This is a genomic window from Dietzia sp. MNB45, assembly GCF_051994785.1.
Lineage (GTDB): Bacteria > Actinomycetota > Actinomycetes > Mycobacteriales > Mycobacteriaceae > Dietzia > Dietzia kunjamensis.
Genome location: NZ_CP163397.1, coordinates 3,347,253 through 3,369,828 on the forward strand (window position 1 = coordinate 3,347,253; position 22,576 = coordinate 3,369,828).

Sequence of the window (22,576 nt, forward strand, 5' to 3'; positions counted from 1 at the left end):
TATGCTTCACGACCATAGGACAGCGCGCTGACCTGCGCGCTCGATCGCGCGCGATCGCACACGGGAGGCCTCATGGACGCGCAGGTGGTGCACGCCGCGGCAGTGCAACTGGAAGGCGTGCCGGGGCACGTGGACCTCACACTGGGTCGACTGGAAAAGATGATCGTGGAGGCCGCCGGGCGGGGCGCGCGCCTGATCGCGGTGCCGGAGTTCTGCACATCGCCGGTGCCGATGCGCGGGCAGGTCCACGACGCGGTCCTGCCGCGCGAGAACGTGGCCGTCGAGATGTTCCGACTCCTCGCCGCACGCCACTCCGTCACCGTCGGTGGGTCGATGCTCGTGGCCGACGACGACGAGGTGTTCAACCGCTATCACCTGGTCGAACCCGACGGACGCGTGCACATCCATGACAAGGACCTGCCGACGATGTGGGAGAACTGCTTCTACTCCGGCGGCGGCTTCTACGCGGACGGCAGCGACGACGGGGCGTTCGTCACCGGGCTCGGCGGGGTGGGGGTGGCGAGCTGCTGGGAGCTGATCCGCACCGGGACCGTACGCAGGCTCCGGGGGCGGGTCGCGGTGGCGATGACCGGGACCCACTGGTGGACGGTCCCGGACAACTGGGGCGGGCTGACCGGGCGAGCGCTCGGTTCGCTCGCGCGGTACAACCGTGACCTGTCGGAGAACGCGCCGGCGGAGTTCGCCCGGCGGCTGGGCGCGCCCGTGCTGCAGGCCTCCCACTGCGGGACGCTGCGGTCGGATTTCCTTTTGTTGCCCGGTTCCGACGCATCGGTGCCGTACGCCACGGAGTTCGTGGGCGCCACCCAGATCGTCGACGCCTCGGGCACGGTCCTGGCCACCAGACGCACGGACGAGGGGCCCGGGATCGTCTACGCGGACGTGCCCCTCGGAGCCACGGACCCCGTCACGCCGCTGGAGGACCGGTTCTGGATCCCCGACCTGCCTCCGCTGCTACGCGGGTACTGGCACCAGCAGAACGTCGCGGGCAGGAGCTACTACCGCCGCCGAGGTCGCGTAGCCGGGCTGCGCGCGGCGCATCACAGGTGCACGTCGTTGTAGGCCCGCTCGTCCTCGATCGGCTCGAGGTGTGTGGTGATGTGCGAGCTCGGCAGGACCGCGTGGATCTCCTGCTCCACGGTCTCCACGAGGTCGTGCCCGCGTTCGACGCTCCACTGACCGGGCACCAACGCGTGGAACTCGACGAAGCGCCACCTGCCCGACTCCCTCGTCCGCAGTTCGTGGAAGTCGACGCGGCCGGGTTCGCGGTGGCGTTCGAGGACCTCCTCGATCGCCCGGTTGTCCTCGCCGGGGAGCGTGGCGTCCATCAATCCCATCCCCGATTCGTGTACCAGTCGATAGCCGATGAACAGGATGTTCAGTCCCACGCCGATCGCGACGATCGGGTCGAGCACCTCCCAGCCGGTGGCCCAGGCCAGTGCCAGCCCGGCGACGACGCCGACAGACGTGATGACATCGGTGATGAGGTGCTTCCCGTCGGCCTTGAGGGTCGGTGACCGGTGACGGGTCCCCGCTCGCACGAGCGCCACACCCACCACGCCGTTGATCACGGCGGCGCCCACCGAGATCGCCAGACCGATGCCGAGTGCCTCCAGCGGTTCCGGATTGATCAGCCGCTCGACGCTGACGACCAGGATGAACGCGGCGGCGACGAAGATCATCGCGCCCTCGACACCCGCGGAGAAGTACTCGGCCTTGGAGTGGCCGTACTGGTGGTCGTCGTCGGCCGGGCGCTCGGCGACCGTGATGGCGCCGAGCGCGATCGCCGCGGCCACGAGGTTGACCACGGACTCCGCGGCGTCGGAAAGCAGGCCGACCGAACCGGTGACCCACCAGGCCGCGATCTTGAGCACGATGGTCACGATCGCCGTGGCCACGGACAGCCACGCGGACTTCTTCAGAGTCGACACGTCCCAGCAGCCTAGTCCCGCACGCAGGAGACCTCCTGCCCGTCGCCCGCTGTCGGTAGGCTCGGTGTCATGCATGTGGGACTGGCCTGGCTCGGAGCAGCGGTGTTGCTCGCCGCCGGAGAGGCGGCCGGGGGCGAGCTGTTCATGCTCATGCTCGCCGGCGGCGCCCTCGGCGGTTCGGCCGCGGCGTTCCTGGGCGCGCCGGTCTGGGGGCAGGCCCTGGCGTTCGCCCTCGTCTCCCTCGTCCTCGTCCTGGGGGTCCGCCCCCTCGTCCGGCGGCGCCTGCTCGCCGCACTCCCCGAGCACGACACCAACACCGCCGCGCTCACCGGCCGGGACGGCACCGTCGTCGAGGCGATCGGTGCGGGCGGCGGACTGGTCGAGATCGCGGGCGACACCTGGACCGCGCGTCCGCTCCTCGAGGGCGAGACGTTCGAGGCCGGGGACAAGGTCCTCGTGCACCAGATCGAGGGCGCCACGGCGATCGTCGTGCGTGGCATCTAGAAGGCGCTGGTCTCCGGCCAGCGGACACGCACGAGAAGCATCGGAGGAACCATGGAAGGCTTGATCTTCCTCGCCGTCATCGTCATCCTCATCGCCTCGGTGGTGGTGAGCTCGGTCAAGCTCATCCCCCAGGCGGAGGCCGCGGTCATCGAACGGCTCGGCCGTTACCAACGCACCGTGAGCGGCCAGCTCACGCTCATCATCCCCTTCATCGACCGGGTGCGCGCCAAGGTCGATCTGCGCGAGCGGGTCGTGACCTTCCCGCCGCAGTCGATGATCACGGAGGACAACCTCACACTGAGCATCGACACGGTGGTCTTCTTCCAGGTCACCGACCCCAAGGCTGCGGTCTACGAGATCAACAACTACATCGTGGCCGTCGAACAGCTGGCCACCACCACCCTGCGCAACGTCGTCGGTGGGCTCACCCTCGAGCAGACGCTCACCAGCCGCGACATGATCAACAAGCAGCTGCGCGGGGTGCTCGACTCCGAGACCGGACGCTGGGGCCTGCGCGTGGCCCGGGTCGAGCTGCGGTCCATCGATCCGCCGATGTCCATCCAGGAGTCGATGGAGAAGCAGATGAAGGCCGACCGCGAGAAGCGCGCCACCATCCTCACCGCCGAGGGACAGCGCGAGGCCGCGATCACCACGGCGCAGGGTGCCAAGCAGGCAGCCATCCTCGACGCCGAGGGCAACAAGCAGGCCTCGATCCTCAACGCCGAGGCCGACCGGCAGTCCCGCATGCTGCGCGCCCAGGGTGAGCGCGCAGCCCGCTACCTCGTGGCCGAGGGCCAGGCCGCCGCGATCGCCCGGGTCAACGCCGCGGTCAAGTCCTCCAAGCCCACGCCGGAGATGCTGGCCTACCAGTACGTGCAGAACCTTCCGGAGATGGCCAAGGGCGAGGCCGCCACGATGTGGATGATCCCCTCGCAGTTCGGCGATTCGCTGGAGAACTTCGTCAAGTCCGTCGCCAGGAAGGACGACGACGGGGTGTTCCGCTACGAGCCGGCCGACGTCGACTCCGATGCCGATCTGCCGTCGGCGCCCGACGAGTGGTTCGACACCTCCACCGACCCGGAGATCGCCCGGTCCGTGGCCGCCGCGGAGGCGGCGGCCAAGGGTACGACCTCGGTGATGGACGAGCAGCCGAGCCGGCCCAAGCCCAAGCCCGGCGTGTTCGACATGGTCCCGGAGTCGGAGGGTGGCGTGGCGCCCGACAGCCCCTCGCAGTCGGCAGGCCAGGACACCCCCGCGATCGGCGGGCCCCAGGCTCCCGGGCCGGGGCAGCCGTCCGGGTTCGACCAGGCCGCTGACCAGCGGTCGGGCGAGGGTGCCTACCCCGTCGATGGTGGCGACCAGCCCCGGCGGTGACCCCCGACGGGTGGCATTCCGCGCAGCCACCTCGGCCGGGCGTCGTAACATGGGGGTGTGACTCGTAACACTGGCCTGGGTGGTGGCCGCGCGCCTGACGCCGAGGATGTCCGGTTGATCGAGACGGCGTCCGCGGTGTTCGCCGAGCGTGGCATCAAGGGCACGAGCACCGAGGACATCGCGCGGGCGGCCGGTGTCACCCGCGTGACCCTGTACCGGCGTCTGGGGCCGCGGGACGACATCCTCCGCGCCATCTACGCCCACGAGGCGCAGCGCCTGATGATGACCGTCAACGCGCGCTACACGCCCTTCGAGTCCCTGCAGTGGGACCCGGTGAGGCACATCGAGGACCTGCTGGTCGGGACCGTCTTCGACATCCGGCAGAACGAACTGCTACGTCGGCTCATCGAGGTCGACAAGGTCGAGGCCATGGCGTTGCTCGCGGGCCAGTCCGACACGGTCCTGGACGCGATCACCGAGATCCTCGCCCAGTTCGTCCGAAGCACGTGGAACGCGGACGTCCACACCCGCCAGATGGACGACGAGGAGTGCGAGCAGCTCTCCCGCGAGGTCGCCAGCGTGGTCGGCCGGTTCCTCCATTCACTGGTCGTGATGACGGACGGCCCGCCCGCGGTCGACACGGAGGAGCAGATCCGGGCACTGGCCCGTCGCGTGCTCGTGCCGATGATCCTGCAGCGCTGAACGCTGCATCTCTCTACAGCCCCGCGGGGAGCTCCTCCGCGCCGAGTTCGTGGGCCAGCGCGCTCTCCAGCCGGGGGTGTCGGAAGCGGTGGTCCGCGCCGGCGAGCGCCTGCGGCAGGATCCGCTGACTCGCCAGGGCGAGCTCGTCCGAACCCCGCCCGCCCAGGACGAGCGCCGGGGCCCATCCGGGCACCGGGACGACCGTCGGGCGCCGCAGGACCGAACCGAGAACCCGGGTGAACTCGGAATTGGTGACCGGTTCGGGGGCTATGGCGTTGACCGGGCCCGTCACCGCAGGGTCGACGATCGCCCGCAGGTAGATGTCGGTGAGGTCGTCCAGCGAGATCCACGACATCCACTGCCGTCCCGAGCCGAGGCGGCCGCCGAGCCCGGAGCGCGTGATGGCGGCCAGCGGCGGGAGCATCCCCCCGGAACCGGACAGCACGATGCCCGTGCGCACGTTCACCACCCGGGCCCCGGCGAGACGTGCGGGCTCGCAGTCGCGCTCCCAGTCGACGACGATGTCGGCGACCGGACCGGAGCCGGGAGCGGAGTCCTCGACGAGCCGCTCGTCGCCGCGGTCGGCGCCGTAGTAGCCGATCGCCGACGCGGACACGAGGGTGGTGGACCCGCCGCGGGCGGCGACGAGTCCGGCGAGACGACGGGTGGGGCCCACGCGACTGTCGCGGACGAGTTCGAGATGCCGGTCCGTGAAGCGCCCAGCGATGGGGGCACCGGCGAGATGGACCAGGACGTCGACGCCCTCGAGGAGGTCAGCGGCGGGATCGCCGGTGTCCCAGTGGCGCTCCCCCGGGCCACGGGCGTCGCCGCGGACGAGGCGGATGACCCGGTGTCCGGCGACCCCGAGCAGCGCGGTGAGGGCGGTGCCCACGAGGCCCGACGCGCCGGTGACGGCGACGGTCAGAGCGCGGTTGTCGTACCGGGCGAGGCTGTCGAGGTCGGCGGCCATCTGGCGGTACCGGTAGGCGAACACCGGCGAGAGCATCCGGCCGGGCACCCGGGCGTCGACCCTGTCGCCGAGCAGGGCGGTGCCGTCCGGACCGGCCGTCACCGTATGCGTGTGGACCCATCCGGTCGTCGCGGCGTACGGCTGGGACACGCAGCGGTCGACGAACCGCTCACCCTCGATGAAACCGGCGGGATCGTGCTGCGCGAGCCAGCGGGGTCCGAAGCGGACTCCGAGAGGTCCCGGCAGCGCCGTACGCGGTTCGAGGACCGCCACGCCGTCCCGCAGTGAATCGGCCTCACTCACCGGTCGCAGCGGCATGAACGGGGGCGAGAGCCGGCGGAAGGCGCCGGGCGAGGCGAAGTAACGCCACGCCTCGTCGGGGGTGGCCGGAACCGTGCAGGTGAGATCGATGCTCATCGGGTGCTCATCACGGCAGTAGGCACAGTGGGGTCACGTCGCCGCGGCCGCCCGCCATAGGAACGGTGAGGAAGGCGCATGACCACCAACCGCGGTCCTCGATCACATCGCGGACGGTGGACCACTGCTCGGCGTCGAGGACCGGCTCGCGACTGAGCACGAACCCGGAGGACCGCGTGGGGTCGCCCACGATGGCCAGCGAGTAGTCGTCGGCCAGGTAGGTGATCCGGTAGTTGACGGGTCCGTTCTCGTCCTGGAACGGGACCATCGGGAAGTTGACCCGGAGCGAGGCGTTGGTGTCGGTGTCGCGGACCTTCGCCTCGCCCTCGATCACCGAGTCCGAGCTGATGGCCGAGCCGCACGAGTTGCGCACGGAGACCGTGCCGGGCGCGGTCACCGCGTACTCGGCCCTGGTGTCGTTGGTGCACTGCAGCGTGTAGGGCTGCGGGATGGCGGCGACCTGGAACCACTCTCCCTGATACCGCTCGAGGTCGACGGAGTCGACCTGGGTGAGCTCGGGTCCGCCGAGGGAGCCCACGGCGACACCGTCGGGCAGGAGCTGCGAGGAGCCGCCGCCGAGGCGTCCGCCGTCGGTGACGTCCTGGGCGCTGGCCACGGGGGCGGTGCCCAGGCCCGCCGCGAGGAGCGGCGCGACGGCCAGGGCCGTCACCAGGCCTCGCAGGCGGGACCGGGACGGGCCGGAGCGAGGGCTGGTGCTGGTGCGGGCGGCGGTGCTGGTGCGGGCGGTGGTGCTCATGCGTGGATCTCCTCGGTCGTGGTGGGGCCGGCGCCGTGGTCGCCGGTGCGGCGGCCGGGGTCGTCGGACGCGGAACCTGCGGTGGCGCCGCGGCGGGTCTGTCCTCGCGGGTCACCCGGCCACCACACCTTGTCCCCCACGAGGGTGAACAGGGCGGGCACGACCAGGGTGCGCACGACGAAGGTGTCGAGCAGGACACCGAGGGCGACGATCACGCCGACCTGGGTGAGCACGATCAGCGGAAGGACGCCGAGGACCACGAACACCGAGGCGAGCACGATGCCGGCGGAGGTGATGACGCCGCCCGTCAACGCGACGGCGCGGACCATCGCCTCCCTGGTGGCGTGGGTGGAGGCCTCCTGGCGGGCCCGGATGGTGAGGAAGATCGAGTAGTCCACGCCGAGGGCCACCAGGAACAGGAAACTGTACAGCGGCACCGACACGTCCAGGCCGGGGAAGCCCAGGATCTGGGTGGTGACGAACGTGCCGAGCCCGAGAGCGGCGAGCGACGACAGCACGGTCGCCGCCATGACCAGCAGGGGCGCGACGACCGACCGCAGGACCAGAACCAGGACGACGAACACCACGAGCAGGATGAGCGGCGCGATCAGGGTGAGGTCACGCAGGTTGCCCTGGGACGTGTCGACGGCCTCGGCCACCGACCCGCCCACCAGCGCCTCGGCACCGGAGACCGTGTCGACGGCCTCGCGGAGCGCGATCACGCTGTCCTCCGACCGGTCGGTCGCGGGCGCGGCGTCGAGGACCACGGTGACGCGGCTCCATCCCGTCCCGGACTCGCCGGCCGGGCGGGCGGACACGACACCCTCCACATCCCGGACCACCTCGGTGATCTCGCCCTCGGTGCCGGTGCGGGTGAGCACGGTGACCGGGTCGGTGACGCCGGCCGGGAAGTGCTCGGCGGCGGTCTCGAGCCCGGCGGCCGCCTCGGAGGGGGTACGGAACTGCTCGGTCTGGCTCAGGCCGATACGCGTACCGAGCAGGCCGAGCGACAAAACGGCGAGGAGCAGGACGCAGGAGACGAGGACCGTCACGGGGCGCTTGACCACGCGCGCGGCGACGCGGCCCCAGACGCCCGGCGGGACGTCCTCGTCGAAGTCCCGCGGGGTCACGGGGGCGCCGTCGTCGGTTCGCGTGCCGGCAGGTCCCTCGTGCGGGCGCGGGATGAACGGCCAGAACAGGCCGCGGCCACACACGGCCAGGGCGGCGGGCAGCGCGACGAGCGCGTAGACCAGGGCGACGAGCAGGCCCACCGCCGCGGAGGCGCCGAGCGATCGGTAGTTGGGCAGGGCCGCCAGGAGCAGGGTGAGCAGGGCGAGCACGACCGTGACGTTGCTGGCGATGATGGCCGGGACCGCGCCCCGGTACGCGTCGCGGAGGGCGGTTCGACGATCCGAGGTCTTGCGGAGTTCCTCGCGGTAGCGGGACACCAGGAGCAGGGCGTAGTTGGTTCCGGCACCGAAGACGAGGACGGAGACGATGCCGGAGGTGGACCCGTCGACGGTGAAGTCGAGTGCTTCGCCGACCTTGGCGACGAGCAGCGCCGCGACGCGGTCGGCGACACCGATGATGATCAGCGGGACGAGCCACAGCACCGGTGAGCGGTAGGTGACGATGAGCAGTACCGCGACGACCAGGGCCGTGGCCGCCAGGAGTCGGAAGTCGGCGCCCTCGAACGCGGCGGCGGTGTCGGCGGCGAACCCCGGGCCGCCGGTGAGCTGGGCGCTGATGCCCTCGTCGAGACCGTCGGCGACGGCGTCCCTCATCTCCGACACCAGGTCGCTGGCCGCGCCCCCGGAGAGGAACTGGGCGTCGACCGGCACCAGCATGAGGGCGGCGGCGCCGTCCTCGGACGGGATGGGTCCCTCTGCGGGAGCACCGACGACCTCGGCCATGCGCTCGCCGGCACCGACGGCCGCGGCGATGCCCTCGGGCCCCAGTTCGCCGCCGTCCTCGCGGGTCACCACGAGGACCGCGGGGACGGACTCGGAACCCGGGAACTCGCGCTGGATCTCGGAGACGAGGGCGGCCTCGGAGTCGTCCGGGAGCGTCTGTGGCCCCTGCGACGAGCCCTCCGATGAGGCGAAGGCGAACACCGCGCCGCTCACGAGGAGCACGACCACGAGCATCAACCACGCGGAGAGCTTGCCCGTGACGACGCCGACCCACCCGTCGGCCGACCCCGACCGCCCCGTCGACCCTGGCTTCTCTGCAGCCGACCGCTCAGCTCTCATCGGTTCCCTTGTCTTCACACGTCGTATTCGGAGAGGAACTCCTCGAGGATGGTGGTGACCTCGTCGGGACGTTCCATGCTGGGCGAGTGCCCCGCACCGGGGATCTCGCGATAGCGGGAGCCCGCGATCAGCTCGGTGATCCGCTGGGACTTGTCCGGGGGCGTGGCCGCGTCCTCGGCCCCCACCATGACCAGCGTCGGGGCGATGATGCGGATGGCCTCGTCCTCACACGGGTCACGGTCGGCGACGGAGTCGATGGCCTTGACCAGCCCCACGCGATCGGTGCGCTCGAGCTGGGTCATCCACTCCTGCACCCAGGGGGCGTCGAGGTTGCCCTCGGCCAGCATGATCGGCGCCACCCGCGCACGCAGGGGCTTCATGCCGGCCACGCGGTACACCTTGGACAGCGTCTTGTACTTGCTGCGGTTGGCCGGCTCCTCCGCGGTGGCGGCGGTGTCCATGAGCGTCAGGGTGTGCACGATCTCCGGGTTGCGGGCGGCCAGGCGCATCCCCACGAACCCGCCCATGGACAGGCCCACGAAGTTCACCACCGGGATCTGCAGGTGCCGCAGGAGTTCGGACACGTCCACCGTCAGGGTGTCCATGTCGTAGCCACCCATGGCCCGCGGGGAGTTGCCCTGCCCGCGGAAGTCGATCGTCACGCACCGGTACTTGTCGCGCAGACGGGCGATCTGGTGCTGGAACATCCAGCCCGAGAACAGCAAGCCGTGGGCGAAGAACACCACCGGGGCGTCCTCCCGCCCCGCGGGGGCGCCGGTGTCCGTGTAGGCGATCGTCGTGTGACCGCGCTGGAAGGTGGGCATCGTGGCGTTCTCCTGACGTGCTCTCGCGGCCGCCTGGAACGGCCTCTACGGTCGTACGATACGACGCCCGCCCGGGCGCGAGGCGGCCTCGAGCCGATCCGACCTGCGGTCGGCCGACATCGTCACCTCAGGGTGACCAGTCGGCGCGGGTCGTCGGGCCCGGCCGCCCGCTCGAGGTGCTGGTGTTCGTTGACCGCGATACACGTCATCCCACCGCGACCCACCACGACCCGGGCGGTCCCGGTGTTCACCGTCACGCGCTGCAACCGGGTCCACAGCCCCACGACGCCCTCGGGGTCGGCGAGGAGGCCGGCGACCGCCAGGGAGATCGTGCCGGCGGAGGAGACGACGACGGTCGTCCGGCCGGTCCCGGACCTCGCGGCGGCGTCCGCCAGGGCGTCGTCGGCGTCGCGCCGGTATCCGGCGAACGCCTCGAGGCCCGCCCAGTGTCCGAGGGCCGCGTCGAGTTGGCGCTGGAACGCCTGTTTGGCCTCGTCGGAGGCACCGGCGGAGTCGAGAGTCCCGTGCTCCGTGGTCAGGCCGGCCACGCGGGCGGCCTCCAGCACCGCGTCGGCGTCGTACTCGGCCCAGCGCTCGTCGACCTCCACCGCGACGTCCTCGGCGGCGTCCCGGTCGTCGTGGGCGCGTAGCCCGGCGAGCAGGCCCTCCGCCGTCTCGCGCTGCCGGCGCAGGCCGCCGTGGATGATCACGTCGGGCCGCAGCCCGCGGCCGGCCATGTCCTCGCCGGCCAGACGCGCCTGCAGGTGGCCGGTCTCCGACAACCGGTCGTAGTCGCCGCTGCCGAACGAGGCCTGCCCGTGGCGTACGAGGTGGATGGACCCCATCAGCGCCCACCGCCCGACGTGCCGGTGGGTCGCCCGCCGATCACGGGGAGATCGCCGATCACCGGCAGGCCTCCGAGCAGACCCGTCACCTTGCCCCGGACGTCGTGGACGCCCCCGGCGAGCAACGGGAGCACGACCCGGGGGACGCCGAGCAGTTCCGGGACCACGTCACGCGGGGAGACCCGGGTCGGAGTGAGACGACCGTCGCCCGTGCGGATGATGCGCAGGCACCGCTGCTCGAGGAACGCCACTCCGGGGCGGAAGGCGCGGAACGCCGGGTTGGTGGTCTGCCCGTGGAAGTAGCGGTGGTTGATCTGCTGGGCGATCACGGCCAGGCGGAACAGACCGAACACCTCGTAGAAGCGCCACTGCTCCGCGGTGATGTCCAGTCCGGCCCGGCGGGCGTACCGCTCGACGACCTGCTTGCGGGTGAGCATCCCGGGCGCGTGGGTGGGCTGGCGGCGGAACGCCTTGAACAGCGGGCCGTCGTCGTCCTGCACCCAGTAGGCGAGTGCCCCGCCGAGGTCCATGAGCGGGTCGCCGACGGTGGCCATCTCCCAGTCCAGGACGCCGATGACGTGGGTGACGTCCCGGGGATCCAGCACGAGGTTGTCGAAGCGGAAGTCGTTGTGCACCAGGCAGTGGCCCACGTCGTCGGGCTGGTTGGCGTGCAGCCACTTCATCACCGGGGCGAAGTCGGGCACGTCGGGGGTGCGGGCGCGACGGTAGCGGGCGGACCAGCCCTCGACCTGGCGGCGCACGTATCCCTCGCCGCGGTCGAGGTCGCCCAGGCCCGCGGCCCCGACGTCCACCGAGTGGAGGTCGGCGAGCGCGTCGACGGCCGCCTCGGCGAGGCGGCGGGTGGTGACCCGGTCCATGAGCAGTTCGCGGGGCAGCTCCTTGCGCAGGATGGTGCCCTCCATCCGCTCCATCACGTAGAAGTCCGAGCCGATCACCGAGTGGTCGCCGCAGAACCCCACCATGCGCGGCACCAGCGGGTACACCGGTCGCAGCGCCGACTGGACGCGGTGTTCGCGCTTCATGTCGTGGGCACCGCGGGCCTTCGTCCCGGCCGGCGGGCGGCGGAGGACCAGGTCCGCGCCCGGGTAGCGCAGCAGGTAGGTGAGGTTGGACGCGCCACCGGTGTACTGCCGGACCTCGGGGATGACCGGCTCGTCGTCGTCGCCCAGATCCACCCCCGCCAGCACGGTCGGGTCGTCGGGCGTGATCGACCGCAGCCACGCGGCCACGGCCTCGACGTCGAACGCGTCCTCACCGCGCACCGCGTCGGTGCCGGGGACGCGGCGGCGCAGGGCGGCGTCGCGGTCGGGCGCGCCGTCTCGGGCGGTCATCGGGTCGTCCCGGTCTTCTCGGTGCCACCGGTGGTGGCGGCGTCGCGGTAGGGCGCGAGCAGGGCGCGGGCGACGACGCCGAGGTGGACCTCGTCGGGGCCGTCGGCCAGTCGCAGCGACCGCGCGGTGGCGTACGCCCCGGCCAGGGGGAAATCGTCGCTCATGCCGCCGCCACCGTGGAGCTGCAGGGCCATGTCGATGACCTGCTGCGCCATCTTCGGGACGGCGGCCTTGATGGCGCTGACCTCCACTGCGGCCTGTCCCTCTGTGTCGAGCTTCCAGGCTGCGTGCTGGACCAGCAGGCGCGCCTGGTCGATCGCGATGCGTGCCTCGGCGAGACGCTCACGGTTGCCGCCGAGGTTGACGATGGGCTTGCCGAAGGCGACGCGACCCGAGGCACGGCGGCAGGCCAGGTCCAGCGCCATCTCCGACAGGCCGATCAGCCGCATGCAGTGGTGGACGCGCCCCGGGCCCAGTCGGCCCTGCGCGATCTCCGCGGCCTTGCCCGGTCCGGCGATGATGCTGGACACCGGGAGCCGCACGCCCTCCAGCGTCACCTCGCCGTGGCCGAGCGGTTCGTCGTAGACCCCCTGGGCGGTGAGCATGCGCTCGACGCGGACCCCGGGAGCGTCCATCGGCACCAGGACCATCGAGTGGCGCAGGTAGCGGTGCGCGTCCGGATCGGACACGCCCATGAAGATGCCCACCTTGCAGTCCGGGTGACCGACGCCCGTGGACCACCATTTGCGGCCGTCGAGGACGACCTCGTCACCGTCGATGCGGGCGGTGGCGGCCATGTTCGAGGCGTCCGAGGAGGCCACGTCCGGCTCGGTCATGAGGAAGGCGCTGCGGATCTTCCCGTCGAGCAGCGGGTCCAGCCACCGGTCCTTCTGCTCCTGTGAGCCGTACTTGAGCAGGACCTCCATGTTCCCGGTGTCCGGGGCGTTGCAGTTGAACACCAGCGGGGCGAGGAACGAGCGGCCCATCTCCTCGGCGACCGGCGCGTAGTCGGTGTTGCTCAGGCCGGTGCCGCCGTGGGTGCCGTAGCGCTCGGCGTAGGGCCCCTCGTGTCCGGCCGGGAGGAAGAGGTTCCACAGTCCCTGCTCGCGGGCGCGGGCCTGGAGTTCCGGGACCCGCGGATCGACCTCCCACGGATCCTCCCCTGCCAGCCGACGCCGGGCGATGTCGGCGTGGATCTCCGGCTCCACCGGGGCGATGTGGGTGTCGATGAACTCGCGGACGGCTGCGGTGAGCTCAGCGGCGCGGGGCGAGGAGGAGAAGTCCATGGGTTCATCGTGGCACAGCGCGGGGAACGGGTCCTGACTCCACGGCGACTCCACGCGCGGGCCGAGGCCGGGGGTCGCGCGCGAGCCCGCCGTCGGGTGACCCACAATGGCGAGACGGAGAACCCCTCCGCGACCCGCCCGGCCGGTGGGTCGTCACAGCGAGAGCGAGACGCCCGACGATGCTGCCGGACACCGAGGGCTGGTTCCGACGCCGGAGCCTGACCGCCCGGGACTTCGACGCCGCCCGGGTGGCCGCGGCGAAAGCCGGCCGACGCCTGTCGGTGGTCCTGCCCGCCCGCGACGAGGAGGCCACGGTCGGCGCCATCGTCACCGCACTGCGCGAGCACCTGGTGGAGACGGTGCCGCTGCTCGACGAGATCGTGGTGATCGACTCCGACTCCACCGACGACACGGCGCGGGTCGCCCGCGCCGCCGGCGCCGAGGTCCACGCGCAGTCCGAGATCCTGCCGGAGTGGGGGTCGGTCCCGGGCAAGGGCGAGGCGCTGTGGAAGTCCCTCGCGGTGACGACCGGGGACGTGGTGGCGTTCATCGACGCCGACCTGCGCGACTTCGACCCGACCTTCGCCGTGGGGTTGCTGGCCCCGCTGGTCCTGGATCCGTCGCTGGGTTTCGTCAAGGGGTGCTACGACCGGCCGCTCGCGGACGGCGCCACGGTGCTGCCCTCGGGGGGCGGGCGGGTGACCGAACTCGTGGCCCGACCGCTCATCGACGCCTGGTGGCCGGAGCTGGCGGGGTTCGTCCAGCCACTCGCCGGGGAGTACGCGGCCACCCGGGAGGTCCTCGAGCAGATACCGTTCGCCCGGGGCTACGGCGTGGAGCTCGCGCTCCTGGTGGACGTGTGGGAACTGGTGGGACTCGACGCGATGGCGCAGGTGGACCTGGGCACCCGGCGTCACCGCAACTCCCCCGATGACTCGCTGGCCCGGATGGCCGCGCAGATCCAGCTCACCGCACTCGACCGTCTCGTCCGCGCGGGCCGCGTCACCACGACGGCCGAGCCGCATCAGCGGCTCACCACGTTCACCCGGTCGCCGGCGGGCGCCTACTCGCCCACCACCACGCGCATCGAGACCGGCGACAGGCCTCCGATGTGCGAGGTGAGGGCTGCGGGGTGAGGGTTCAGCCGCGGGCGGGCTCCTGATCCTCGGGGCTGCGGGCGTCCGGCTCCTGCCGCGCCCGCGCGCGGCGCCGGTCGCGTAGCACCCACACCGCGAGGCCGACGGCGGCCACGGCCAGCGCGGCGACGGCGAACCACAGGTCGTCGATCCCCGCGACCCGGCGCTCGATGGCGAGCTGCAGGTCGAACTGGGCGTCCACGCCCATCACCGAGCCGAGGGCCGCGGTGCCGTCGGTGAGGATGAACAGCAGTCCCACCGCGATGAACAGCACCCCGGCGATGAGTGAGGTGGTGTGCGTGCGGACCGGCCCCAGGGTGACGTCGCGACCGCGGATCCATCGCCGGCGCGACACCCCCAGCCGGTCCCACGCCAGGGCGAGCACCGCGAGCGGGACGACCATGCCGACCGCGTAGGCGCCCATGACCGCTGCCCCGTAGGCGGGCGAACCCCCGGCCATCGCCAGGGTGAGCACGCCGCCGAGCAGCGGGCCCGAGCAGAATCCCGCGAAGCCGTAGAGGGCGCCCAGCGCGAGGACGGCCACGGGGCCGCTGCCGGTGACGCGGGACGAGGCGTCCGAGAGTCCGGGGAGCCGGAATCCGCCCCCGAGGGCGGTGTAGACGCCCAGGGCGACGATGACGAGGCCACCGATCAACGTCACGGTCCCGCGGTGGACGGTGAACAGCGAACCGATGGCCCCGACCCCCGCGCCGAGCGGGACCAGGACGATGGCGAGGCCGAGCAGGAACAGCCCGGTCCGGGCGAGGAGCACCCGGCGGGTACCGAAGGCGTAGGCGAAGAAGGCGGGCAGCAGCAGGGCCGAGCACGGGCTGAGGATGCTCAGGACGCCGCCGAGGAATCCGCCGATCAGTCCGATCTGTTCGGTCATCGGGCCCACGTCACCCGTCGAGTGAGCTGTCGATGACGTTGCGGAACGTCTCCGTGGAGCGGGCGCCGATGATGCCCGTGCCGTTGATGAGGAACGTCGGGGTCGAGGTGGCACCGAGTGCGGTGGCCGCCTCGTAGTCGGCCCGGATCGCCTCGTCGTACCGGTCGCTGGTCATGTCCTCGCGGAAGCGCTCGATGTCGGCGACGCCGGCCTCGCGGGCGTACCCGACCAACTTCTCCTCGTTGAGGTCCGGGTGACCGCGGTCGGGGGAGTCGGCGAAGACCACCTCGGTGAACTCCCAGAACCTGCCCTGGTCGGCGGCGGCGTGGCCGGCTCGCGCGGCGGCCATCGACTGTTCGCCGAAGATCGGCAGGTCCCGCCATTCGATCCGCAGCTCGCCGCTGCCGACGTATTCCTCGACCAGGGCGGGCTCCACCTCGCGGGAGAACTTGGCGCAGAACGGGCAGCGGAAGTCGGTGTACATGGTCAGGCCACGAGGGCGAGGAGTACGGCCACCACGAGGGACAACGCGATGACCGGGATGCCGCCCACCGGGAGCGGGGACCGCGCTACCGACGCCGCGCGGACCCGCTGAGCATCGGCGTCAACGGCACCACCGGCGGGAACGGACGGGCCTGCAGGCCGGAGACGTCGAAGCCCGCCTCCGCGACGTGCCGGGCGGTGTCGCGGTTCGGGTGACACCCGCCTCCGAGTCGGCTCCACACGGGCTCGATCCGGTCGGCGACGCGACCCAGCCGACCGTCGGCCCGGACGTGTTCGAGCAGACGCAGCTCGCCGTGCGGGGCGAGCACCCGCCGGGCCTCGGCCAGGGCGGCCGGGACGTCGGGGACGGTGCACAGGACGAGCCCGAACACCACGGCGTCAGCCTCACCGTCGGCGAGCGGGAGCGCCTCCGCCACCGTGTTTACCACCTCGACGTCCACCGCCGCCCGCTGTGCGTGCCGGCGGGCGTACGCGCGCAGGTGCGGGTCCGGTTCGACCGCCACCACCCGGGTGACCTCCGGCGGGTAGTGCTCGAAAGTCACCCCGCTGCCGGCGCCGACCTCCACCACCGTGCCCGACAGGCCGTCGACCAGACGCCGTCGCGACTCGGCCAGGCCGATCCGCTCCAGCACCGGGCTGGCCACCACCCACGCGCGGGCGAAGAGTGACGCATCCTGCCGTTCGCGAGACCTATTCATGCGAAGATACGGTACCGGGTATCCGCCGGTCCCGGTGCCGGTCCAACGATTCCCACCGACACAGCTATTCTCACCGACACAGGGAGGTCCGCCGCGATGCGCACGACGACCGGGTTACCGGACTGGGACACGGTTCTGGCCGTGGTCGCCCACCCTGACGACGAGTCCTTCGGCCTCGGCGCGATCCTCTCGACCCTCGCGGTCTCAGGCGCGCGTGTCCACGTCCTCTGCCTGACCCGGGGCGAGGCCTCGACCCTCCACGGCGCCCGTGGAGAGGAGATCGAGGGCGAGCTGTCCGTGATCCGCGAGCGCGAACTACGCGCCGCCGCCGACGCGCTCGGCGCGCAGGGGGTCACCCTCCTGGACCTCCCCGACGGTGGACTGACGGCGCTCGGTGCGGACGCGATCGACGACGCGGTCGAGCAGGAGATCGAGGCGGTGAGGCCTGACGGGCTGGTCGCCTTCGACTCCACCGGCATCAGCGGCCACCCCGACCACGTGGCCGCCACCGCGGCGGCCGTCCGCGCGGGCGAGCGCCACGACCTGGGGGTGCTGGCGTGGGTCCTCCCCGACGACCTCTGCGCCACACTGGCGGGCGAGGGGTACGCCGGGTTCCTCGGGCGCCCGGCCGATGAGATCGACCTGGCCCTGACCGTCGACCGTGCCGCGCAGCTGGCCGCGGTGGAATGCCACCCCAGCCAGGCCGTCCCGGGCAGCGTGCTGTGGAGGAGACTGGAACTGCAGGGAGACACCGAACACCTCCGGTGGCTCCGCCACCCCTGACCGCCCTGTCTGACCGAACCACCGAACCACCGAACCAGTCGCCGGCGAACCGGCCCTCCGCACCGAAAGGACCACCGCCCGTGGACGCCTCCGAATGGAACGCCCGTTACCTCGCGCAGCCCGACGTCTGGGGCACGACCCCCGCCGCCCGGATCGTCGCCGAGGTGACGGCCGCCGAGGACACCGGGCTGGACGTGGGCACCGCCGTCGACCTGGCCTGCGGTGACGGCCGGCACGCGCGGTGGCTCGCCGCGCACGGCTGGCAGGTGCAGGCGGTCGACTTCTCCGAGGTCGCCATCGAGCAGGCCCGCGCCAAGGACTCCGACGACGGACGCAGCGGCAGCGTCGACTGGGTCGTCGGCGACGCCACCACCTGGGCCCCGTCCGAGGCCGTCGACCTCGTCGTCGTCGGATTCCTCCACCTCGACCTCCCCGCACTGACCGCCGTTCTGCGCAGCGCCGGCACCTGGCTGCGCCCCGGCGGCCACCTGGTCTACCTCGGCCACGCCGCCGAGAACCTCCGCCGCGGCGTCGGCGGCCCGCAGGATCCCACCGTGCTCCCCGACATCGCCGACCTCGCCCGCGGCGCCGAGGGACTCGAGGTGGTGTCGCTGCGGCACGACCTGCGGCCTGCCGGCAAGGCCACCGCCGTCGACGTGCTCCTGCACGCCCGCACCTGGGGCGGGGCGTGACCCGCGCCGGCGACGCCACGCACACCGCACCGGAGACGGGCCGGGCGACGGCGCAGCGACGGATCCTCACCGTCCTCGTCCTGGCCCAGCTGCTCGCCGGGGCCGGACTCGCCGCGGGCATCACCGTGGGTGCGCTGCTCGCCGAGGACCTGCTCGGTGGCCCCGGCCTGTCCGGGCTGCCGTCGGCACTGTTCACCGGTGGCTCGGCCCTCGCCGCGATCGCGGTCGGCAAGCTCTCCCAGGCCCGCGGCCGCCGCCCGGGCCTGGCCGCCGGATTCGCGGTCGGCGCACTCGGTGCGGTCGGCATCGTCGCGGCCACCGCCCTCGAATCGCTGCCGCTGCTGTTCGCCTCGTTCGTCATCTACGGCGCCGGCACGGCCACCAACCTGCAGGCCCGCTACGCCGGCGCCGACCTCGCCACCGACGCCACCCGCGCCCGGTCCCTGTCCTACGTCCTGCTCGGCACCACCGCGGGCGCCGTCGCCGGGCCCAACCTCGTGGGGCCTACCGGCGTCGTCGCCGAGGCGCTGGGCCTGGCCCCGCTCGCGGGACCGTTCCTCCTCGCCGCCGCGGCCTACGGCGGTGCCGCGCTGGTCATCTCCCTGCTGCTGCGGCCCGACCCCCTGCTCGAGGCGCGCAGGATGGAGATCGCGGCAGCGGAGGCGGCGCTCACCTCGTCGTCGTCGTCGTCACTGTCGTCGTCGTCCCCCTCCCCCGCCGCGGAGGCCGCGGCCACCGCCGCCGACTCCGAACGGCACGCCGTGGCGCCCGTACCGACCCGCATCTGGACGGCCGACGTCATCACCGGTGTCGTGGTGATGGCGCTGACCCAGTTCGTCATGGTCGGGCTCATGACCATGACCCCCGTGCACATGCGCGACCACGACCACACCGTGACCGTGGTGGGCGTCGTGATCTCGCTGCACGTCGCCGCGATGTTCCTGCCCGCGCCCCTGTCCGGACTGCTCGTGGACAAGTTCGGCACCCGCGCCGTGGCGGTGTCCGCGGGCCTCGTGCTGTTGGCCTCCGGCGGGCTCGCCGCCCTGGCCCCGCCGCAGTCGACGGCGCTCGTCGCGCTGGCGCTGATCCTGCTGGGGCTGGGCTGGAGTCTGGGACTGGTCGCCGGCACGACCGTCCTCACGACGTCCGTCCCGACCACCGTGCGTGCCAGCGTCCAGGGGCAGGCCGACGTGGCAGTGGCGCTGTCCGGCGCGGCCGGTGGTCTGCTGTCCGGCCTGGTGTTCGCGTGGATCGACTTCCGCGGGCTGGGCTTCACGCTCGCCGCCCTGTCGCTCGTCGTGGTGGCGGCTGTGCGGCCGCGGACCGCGCGCCGGACGGTCGCCCCGGCGTCGACGGTTTGACGACCCGGGGCCCGGCGGGCGGCTGGCGTCGGACAGGCCGTGGTCAGCCGACCGGCAGCTGCTCCCGCGGCTGCCCGGCGGGACCGGCGGCGTCCGCGCGTTCGGCCAGATCCACGCGCCACCACACCAGGAAACCCCAGATCACGAACGCGCCGTACACCAGGTACAGCGCCGCCGACGGGTAGTAGCCAGCCTTGAGCAGCAGCGGCACCCCCACGATGTCGACGCCGATCCACAGCAGCCAGAACTCCGTCCACCCGCGGGCCATGCCGTAGGTCGCGAGGATCGACCCGGTGAAGATCCACGCGTCGGCCCACGGCCCCCACGAGCCGAGCTGGGCGAAGATCCAGCCGAACACCAGGGTGCCGGTCACCATCCCGATGACGAGACCGGCCCGCTGCCGGCCGGTCGCCCAGTGCGGATGGACGGCCACCGCGCCGGTGGCCGAGCCTCCGGGCAGGGCGGCGCTCGCACGCCTGGACTGCGACCACCGCCACCAGCCGTAGACACCCACGGCCAAGAACATGACCTGCCGGCCGGCCTGACCGTAGAGGTCCACGTCCTGTGGGGTGTGGAAGACGCCGCCGAGGAAGACTGTCAGAAGGGTGAGGTTGCCGACGATCCCCACCGGCCACGCCCACACCACCCGGCGCATACCGCCGATGGCGGCGGCCAGGCCGAAGACGTTGCCGACGATCTCGCGCCACAGGATCGGAACGCCACCGATCATCAACTGCGCGTCGAGGAATTCCACGAGAAGGCTCATCGTGTGCCCCTTTCACGGGCTCTACACAGACGGCCCAGGGCTTGTGACACGACGCCCGCCCGGCCACGGTCGTCGTCGACCGGGACCGCGTCGGGTGACGCGCGGTTCTCTTCCATCCGGACTATGACCGTCGGCCCCGGGATCACACCGGGTCTGCTGACCCGCGCGTGCGTGGAGTGGCCGTGTGGCCGCACCGCGCGTGCGGGGCGCTCGCGGGCTCGCCTCCGGCCATGGAGCCGGTGACATCACCGCCGGTGGGGAGTTTCACCCCGCCCTGAGAACGTGTTCCCGTTCTACCCCTGAACGTGGCCGCGCCGCAAGCCGAGGGGCGTTGGGGCTGGCGGGTGCGGCGGCCCGGGCGCCGGCGGGCTCGGGCGGTGGCGGTGGGCTCGGGCGGTGGCGGTGGGCCGAGCGCGCACCCCTTTCCCAGGTGTGCGCCGCCCATGGACCAGACAGGACGCACACCCAGGTGCTTTCCGTACAGACCGGACGCGCAAGCCGAAAAGGACGCGCAAGCCGGCGGTCGGACGCGGGTCGCCTGACGGGCCGAGGTGGGCCGAGCGCGCACCCCTTTCCCAGGTGCGCGCCGCCTATGGACCAGACAGGACGCACACCCGGGTGATTTCCGTACAGACCGGACGCGCAAGCCGACGAGGACGCGCAGGTGGGGCGGCGGCGGGCGTCAGCCGAGGGTGAGCTGCCCGCCGGACTCCGTCACCGGGATCGCGTCGAGCGGGCGCGGGGCCGGGGGCAGGGTGTTGCGGCCGTCGGTGGCGTCGTACTCGGCGCCGTGGAGCGGGCAGCGCAGGGTCATGCCCTCGATCACCTGGACCACCCCGCCCTGGTGGGTGCAGCGCGCCGAGTAGGCGACGAACTCGCCCTCGACGGGCTGCGCGACGATCACCGTGGCCTCGCCGGCCCTGAACTGCTTGGCCGTGCCCGGCGGGATCTCGGCGGCGGGGATGGTGGTCGCGGGGACCGTGGTGGTCTGCTGCACCGTCGACGGGGGCTGCGCGGGCTCGGTCATGCCACAGGCCGAGGCGATGCCCGGCAGCAGGATGATCCCGGGCAGGGCGGCCAGCACCGCGCGGCGCTGGGTGCACGGCCCGACGGCGGCGGCTCCACCGGTCGAGGCGGACGTGGCGGCGAGGGGCTCGGTCATGCCGCCCATGGTATCGGTCGGCGCCACCCGTCTTGCGTGTGCCGAACACCGTGGGCCGAACACCTAGGCTGCCCGTATGACGGTCCGCAGACTCCGACCCCACGCCACGACGATCTTCTCCGAGGTCTCGCAGCTGGCCACGCGGTTCGACGCCATCAACCTGGGCCAGGGCTTCCCCGACACGGACGGACCGGAGTCGATGATCGAGGCGGCCGCACGCGCCATGCGGGAGGGCCACAACCAGTACCCGCCGGGCATCGGCACCCCGGAACTGCGCCGGGCCGCCGCCGACCACGAGACCGCCCACACCGGACTGGTGCACGACCCGGACACCGAGGTGCTGGTGACGGTCGGCGCGACCGAGGCGATCGCCGCCGCGGTGGTGGGCCTGGTGGAGTACGACGACGAGGTGGTCGTGATCGAACCGTATTACGACTCCTACGCGGCCACGGTGGCGATGGCCGGCGCCACCCGTCGCGCCGCGAGGATGGTCCGCTCGGGCGGCGAATTCCGACTCGACGTGGACTCGTTGCGGGACGCGTTCTCCCCGCGGACGCGGGCCGTGCTGGTGAATTCGCCCCACAATCCCACCGGGGCCGTCCTGCCGCGCGAGGACCTCGAACAGATCGCCGCGCTGTGCCACGAGTTCGACGCGATCGCCATCTCCGACGAGGTGTACGCCCACCTCACCTACGACGGGGTGGAGCACGTGTCGATCGCGACGCTGCCCGGGATGGCCGAGCGGACCCTGCGCATCTCGAGCGCCGGCAAGCTGCTCAACTGCACCGGGTGGAAGATCGGATGGCTCACCGGGCCCGCGGACCTCGTGGCGGGGGCCCGCACCGCGCGGCAGTACATGAGCTTCACCGTCGCCTCGCCCCTGCAACTGGGCGTCGCGCACGCACTGCGCCACGAGCAGGAGTGGATCGCCACGCTGCGGCAGGACATGCAGGTTCGGCGGGACCAGCTGGTGGACACGCTCTCGGGAGTCGGGTTCGACCTCGTCGTCGCACAGGGCACGTACTTCCTCACCGCGGACCCGCGCCCCCTCGGGGTGACCGACGCGGCGGCCTGGTGCCTGGAGTTACCGGAGCGGATCGGCGTGGCGGCGGTGCCGTTCGCCCCGTTCACCGACGCCTTCTCGGCGGAGTGGTCCCACCTGGTGCGGTTCGCGTTCTGCAAACGGCCCGAGGTGCTCGACGAGGCGGGGCGACGGTTGCGAGCCCTGCAGGAATAGTCGGTCCGGCACCGCCACCCACCTTCCGGACTACGGTCCGTAATCGCGCCGTCCGCGGGGCGCCGTGCTCTACCGTGGGCACCTGGTGCGCCGTCCGGCGCGGACCACCGTCGTCG

General features: G+C 72.3%; 22 protein-coding genes and 1 riboswitch. Of the genes, 9 read left to right on the forward strand and 13 right to left on the reverse strand.

Annotated features, from left to right (window positions below; all coding sequences use genetic code 11):
* The first annotated feature begins 72 nt into the window (after positions 1–72).
* Complete coding sequence (locus AB5G72_RS16030) at positions 73–1,080, forward strand: carbon-nitrogen hydrolase family protein (protein ID WP_240341360.1); 1,008 nt, start codon at positions 73–75, stop codon at positions 1,078–1,080.
* Here the strand turns inward: AB5G72_RS16030 and AB5G72_RS16035 are convergent.
* Positions 1,059–1,949 (reverse strand): cation diffusion facilitator family transporter, encoded by an 891-nt coding sequence (locus AB5G72_RS16035; protein WP_440220386.1) that lies wholly within the window; start codon positions 1,947–1,949, stop codon positions 1,059–1,061. The two genes, AB5G72_RS16030 and AB5G72_RS16035, sit on opposite strands and share 22 nt — an antisense overlap.
* A 69-nt stretch (positions 1,950–2,018) precedes the next feature.
* Between AB5G72_RS16035 and AB5G72_RS16040 the strand changes: the two genes are divergently transcribed.
* The 3 genes from AB5G72_RS16040 to AB5G72_RS16050 are packed head-to-tail and all read left to right on the forward strand — an operon-like array spanning position 2,019 to position 4,529.
* On the forward strand, positions 2,019–2,453 hold the full coding sequence (locus AB5G72_RS16040) for an NfeD family protein (RefSeq protein ID WP_069389913.1): 435 nt from the start codon (positions 2,019–2,021) through the stop codon (positions 2,451–2,453).
* Between the two features lie 51 nt (positions 2,454–2,504).
* Positions 2,505–3,827, forward strand: a complete 1,323-nt coding sequence (locus tag AB5G72_RS16045; RefSeq protein WP_163376211.1) for an SPFH domain-containing protein — start codon at positions 2,505–2,507, stop codon at positions 3,825–3,827.
* A 57-nt stretch (positions 3,828–3,884) separates the two neighbouring features.
* Complete coding sequence (locus AB5G72_RS16050; RefSeq protein ID WP_120285286.1) at positions 3,885–4,529, forward strand: TetR/AcrR family transcriptional regulator; 645 nt, start codon at positions 3,885–3,887, stop codon at positions 4,527–4,529.
* Positions 4,530–4,542: 13 nt separating this feature from the next.
* Here AB5G72_RS16050 and AB5G72_RS16055 read toward each other — a convergent pair whose 3' ends face one another.
* From AB5G72_RS16055 to AB5G72_RS16085, 7 genes are all read right to left on the reverse strand, one after another.
* Positions 4,543–5,916, reverse strand: coding sequence for a TIGR01777 family oxidoreductase (locus tag AB5G72_RS16055; RefSeq protein ID WP_440220387.1), 1,374 nt, complete (start codon positions 5,914–5,916; stop codon positions 4,543–4,545).
* Positions 5,917–5,926: 10 nt separating this feature from the next.
* On the reverse strand, positions 5,927–6,673 hold the full coding sequence (locus AB5G72_RS16060; protein ID WP_082924061.1) for a lipocalin family protein: 747 nt from the start codon (positions 6,671–6,673) through the stop codon (positions 5,927–5,929).
* Positions 6,670–8,925, reverse strand: a complete 2,256-nt coding sequence (locus AB5G72_RS16065) for an MMPL family transporter (protein WP_440220388.1) — start codon at positions 8,923–8,925, stop codon at positions 6,670–6,672. Before AB5G72_RS16065 ends, AB5G72_RS16060 begins: the two co-directional genes overlap by 4 nt.
* A 14-nt stretch (positions 8,926–8,939) precedes the next feature.
* Positions 8,940–9,749: an alpha/beta fold hydrolase gene (locus AB5G72_RS16070; RefSeq protein ID WP_396468261.1), complete on the reverse strand. Its 810-nt coding sequence runs from the start codon at positions 9,747–9,749 to the stop codon at positions 8,940–8,942.
* A 122-nt stretch (positions 9,750–9,871) separates the two neighbouring features.
* Positions 9,872–10,594 carry a histidine phosphatase family protein gene (locus AB5G72_RS16075; RefSeq protein WP_440220389.1) on the reverse strand — a complete coding sequence of 241 codons (723 nt, stop codon included), beginning with the start codon at positions 10,592–10,594 and terminating at the stop codon, positions 9,872–9,874.
* Positions 10,594–11,946, reverse strand: coding sequence for a phosphotransferase family protein (locus AB5G72_RS16080; protein WP_440220390.1), 1,353 nt, complete (start codon positions 11,944–11,946; stop codon positions 10,594–10,596). The genes AB5G72_RS16075 and AB5G72_RS16080 overlap by 1 nt, the downstream gene beginning before the upstream one ends.
* A complete protein-coding gene (locus AB5G72_RS16085) occupies positions 11,943–13,232 on the reverse strand; it encodes an acyl-CoA dehydrogenase family protein (RefSeq protein ID WP_185951919.1) in 1,290 nt (429 codons plus the stop codon). The genes AB5G72_RS16080 and AB5G72_RS16085 overlap by 4 nt, the downstream gene beginning before the upstream one ends.
* 179 nt (positions 13,233–13,411) lie before the next feature.
* On the opposite strand from AB5G72_RS16085, the gene AB5G72_RS16090 reads away from it, so the two are divergent.
* Complete coding sequence (locus tag AB5G72_RS16090; RefSeq protein WP_440220391.1) at positions 13,412–14,368, forward strand: glucosyl-3-phosphoglycerate synthase; 957 nt, start codon at positions 13,412–13,414, stop codon at positions 14,366–14,368.
* A 4-nt stretch (positions 14,369–14,372) separates the two neighbouring features.
* On the opposite strand, the gene AB5G72_RS16095 is transcribed toward AB5G72_RS16090, so the two are convergent.
* The 3 genes from AB5G72_RS16095 to AB5G72_RS16105 form a co-directional block, all read right to left on the reverse strand.
* Positions 14,373–15,257 (reverse strand): cytochrome c biogenesis CcdA family protein, encoded by an 885-nt coding sequence (locus AB5G72_RS16095; RefSeq protein WP_440220392.1) that lies wholly within the window; start codon positions 15,255–15,257, stop codon positions 14,373–14,375.
* Positions 15,258–15,267: 10 nt separating this feature from the next.
* Positions 15,268–15,741, reverse strand: a complete 474-nt coding sequence (locus AB5G72_RS16100) for a DsbA family protein (protein ID WP_440220393.1) — start codon at positions 15,739–15,741, stop codon at positions 15,268–15,270.
* An 85-nt stretch (positions 15,742–15,826) separates the two neighbouring features.
* Positions 15,827–16,459 carry a class I SAM-dependent methyltransferase gene (locus tag AB5G72_RS16105; RefSeq protein WP_185951922.1) on the reverse strand — a complete coding sequence of 211 codons (633 nt, stop codon included), beginning with the start codon at positions 16,457–16,459 and terminating at the stop codon, positions 15,827–15,829.
* Positions 16,460–16,555: 96 nt separating this feature from the next.
* Between AB5G72_RS16105 and AB5G72_RS16110 the strand changes: the two genes are divergently transcribed.
* The 3 genes from AB5G72_RS16110 to AB5G72_RS16120 all read left to right on the forward strand — a co-directional run bounded on the left by AB5G72_RS16110 (position 16,556) and on the right by AB5G72_RS16120 (position 19,295).
* Positions 16,556–17,242, forward strand: a complete 687-nt coding sequence (locus AB5G72_RS16110; protein WP_440220394.1) for a PIG-L family deacetylase — start codon at positions 16,556–16,558, stop codon at positions 17,240–17,242.
* A gap of 80 nt (positions 17,243–17,322) precedes the next feature.
* The gene (locus tag AB5G72_RS16115; protein WP_096906615.1) at positions 17,323–17,934 is read left to right on the forward strand and encodes a class I SAM-dependent methyltransferase; all 612 of its coding nucleotides are present in this window, start codon (positions 17,323–17,325) and stop codon (positions 17,932–17,934) included.
* Positions 17,931–19,295 (forward strand): MFS transporter, encoded by a 1,365-nt coding sequence (locus AB5G72_RS16120; protein ID WP_440220395.1) that lies wholly within the window; start codon positions 17,931–17,933, stop codon positions 19,293–19,295. The genes AB5G72_RS16115 and AB5G72_RS16120 overlap by 4 nt, the downstream gene beginning before the upstream one ends.
* Before the next feature lie 43 nt (positions 19,296–19,338).
* Here AB5G72_RS16120 and AB5G72_RS16125 read toward each other — a convergent pair whose 3' ends face one another.
* Positions 19,339–20,061 (reverse strand): nicotinamide mononucleotide transporter family protein, encoded by a 723-nt coding sequence (locus tag AB5G72_RS16125; protein ID WP_440220396.1) that lies wholly within the window; start codon positions 20,059–20,061, stop codon positions 19,339–19,341.
* Positions 20,062–20,161: 100 nt separating this feature from the next.
* Positions 20,162–20,347, reverse strand: a riboswitch (FMN riboswitch).
* A 396-nt stretch (positions 20,348–20,743) separates the two neighbouring features.
* Positions 20,744–21,223: a Rieske (2Fe-2S) protein gene (locus AB5G72_RS16130; protein ID WP_082924071.1), complete on the reverse strand. Its 480-nt coding sequence runs from the start codon at positions 21,221–21,223 to the stop codon at positions 20,744–20,746.
* Positions 21,224–21,299: 76 nt separating this feature from the next.
* On the opposite strand from AB5G72_RS16130, the gene AB5G72_RS16135 reads away from it, so the two are divergent.
* Positions 21,300–22,460 (forward strand): pyridoxal phosphate-dependent aminotransferase, encoded by a 1,161-nt coding sequence (locus tag AB5G72_RS16135; protein WP_440220397.1) that lies wholly within the window; start codon positions 21,300–21,302, stop codon positions 22,458–22,460.
* Positions 22,461–22,576 lie beyond the last annotated feature (116 nt).

Bases quoted from the DNA above. Each gene is read 5' to 3' on its own strand.
- AB5G72_RS16030 (WP_240341360.1), top strand. From the start codon at position 73: ATGGACGCGCAGGTGGTGCACGCCGCGGCAGTGCAACTGGAAGGCGTG.
- AB5G72_RS16040 (WP_069389913.1), top strand. From the start codon at position 2,019: ATGCATGTGGGACTGGCCTGGCTCGGAGCAGCGGTGTTGCTCGCCGCC.
- AB5G72_RS16045 (WP_163376211.1), top strand. From the start codon at position 2,505: ATGGAAGGCTTGATCTTCCTCGCCGTCATCGTCATCCTCATCGCCTCG.
- AB5G72_RS16055 (WP_440220387.1), bottom strand. From the start codon at position 5,916: ATGAGCATCGATCTCACCTGCACGGTTCCGGCCACCCCCGACGAGGCG.
- AB5G72_RS16060 (WP_082924061.1), bottom strand. From the start codon at position 6,673: ATGAGCACCACCGCCCGCACCAGCACCGCCGCCCGCACCAGCACCAGC.
- AB5G72_RS16065 (WP_440220388.1), bottom strand. From the start codon at position 8,925: ATGAGAGCTGAGCGGTCGGCTGCAGAGAAGCCAGGGTCGACGGGGCGG.
- AB5G72_RS16070 (WP_396468261.1), bottom strand. From the start codon at position 9,749: ATGCCCACCTTCCAGCGCGGTCACACGACGATCGCCTACACGGACACC.
- AB5G72_RS16075 (WP_440220389.1), bottom strand. From the start codon at position 10,594: ATGGGGTCCATCCACCTCGTACGCCACGGGCAGGCCTCGTTCGGCAGC.
- AB5G72_RS16080 (WP_440220390.1), bottom strand. From the start codon at position 11,946: ATGACCGCCCGAGACGGCGCGCCCGACCGCGACGCCGCCCTGCGCCGC.
- AB5G72_RS16085 (WP_185951919.1), bottom strand. From the start codon at position 13,232: ATGGACTTCTCCTCCTCGCCCCGCGCCGCTGAGCTCACCGCAGCCGTC.
- AB5G72_RS16090 (WP_440220391.1), top strand. From the start codon at position 13,412: ATGCTGCCGGACACCGAGGGCTGGTTCCGACGCCGGAGCCTGACCGCC.
- AB5G72_RS16095 (WP_440220392.1), bottom strand. From the start codon at position 15,257: ATGACCGAACAGATCGGACTGATCGGCGGATTCCTCGGCGGCGTCCTG.
- AB5G72_RS16100 (WP_440220393.1), bottom strand. From the start codon at position 15,741: ATGTACACCGACTTCCGCTGCCCGTTCTGCGCCAAGTTCTCCCGCGAG.
- AB5G72_RS16105 (WP_185951922.1), bottom strand. From the start codon at position 16,459: ATGAATAGGTCTCGCGAACGGCAGGATGCGTCACTCTTCGCCCGCGCG.
- AB5G72_RS16110 (WP_440220394.1), top strand. From the start codon at position 16,556: ATGCGCACGACGACCGGGTTACCGGACTGGGACACGGTTCTGGCCGTG.
- AB5G72_RS16125 (WP_440220396.1), bottom strand. From the start codon at position 20,061: ATGAGCCTTCTCGTGGAATTCCTCGACGCGCAGTTGATGATCGGTGGC.
- AB5G72_RS16130 (WP_082924071.1), bottom strand. From the start codon at position 21,223: ATGACCGAGCCCCTCGCCGCCACGTCCGCCTCGACCGGTGGAGCCGCC.
- AB5G72_RS16135 (WP_440220397.1), top strand. From the start codon at position 21,300: ATGACGGTCCGCAGACTCCGACCCCACGCCACGACGATCTTCTCCGAG.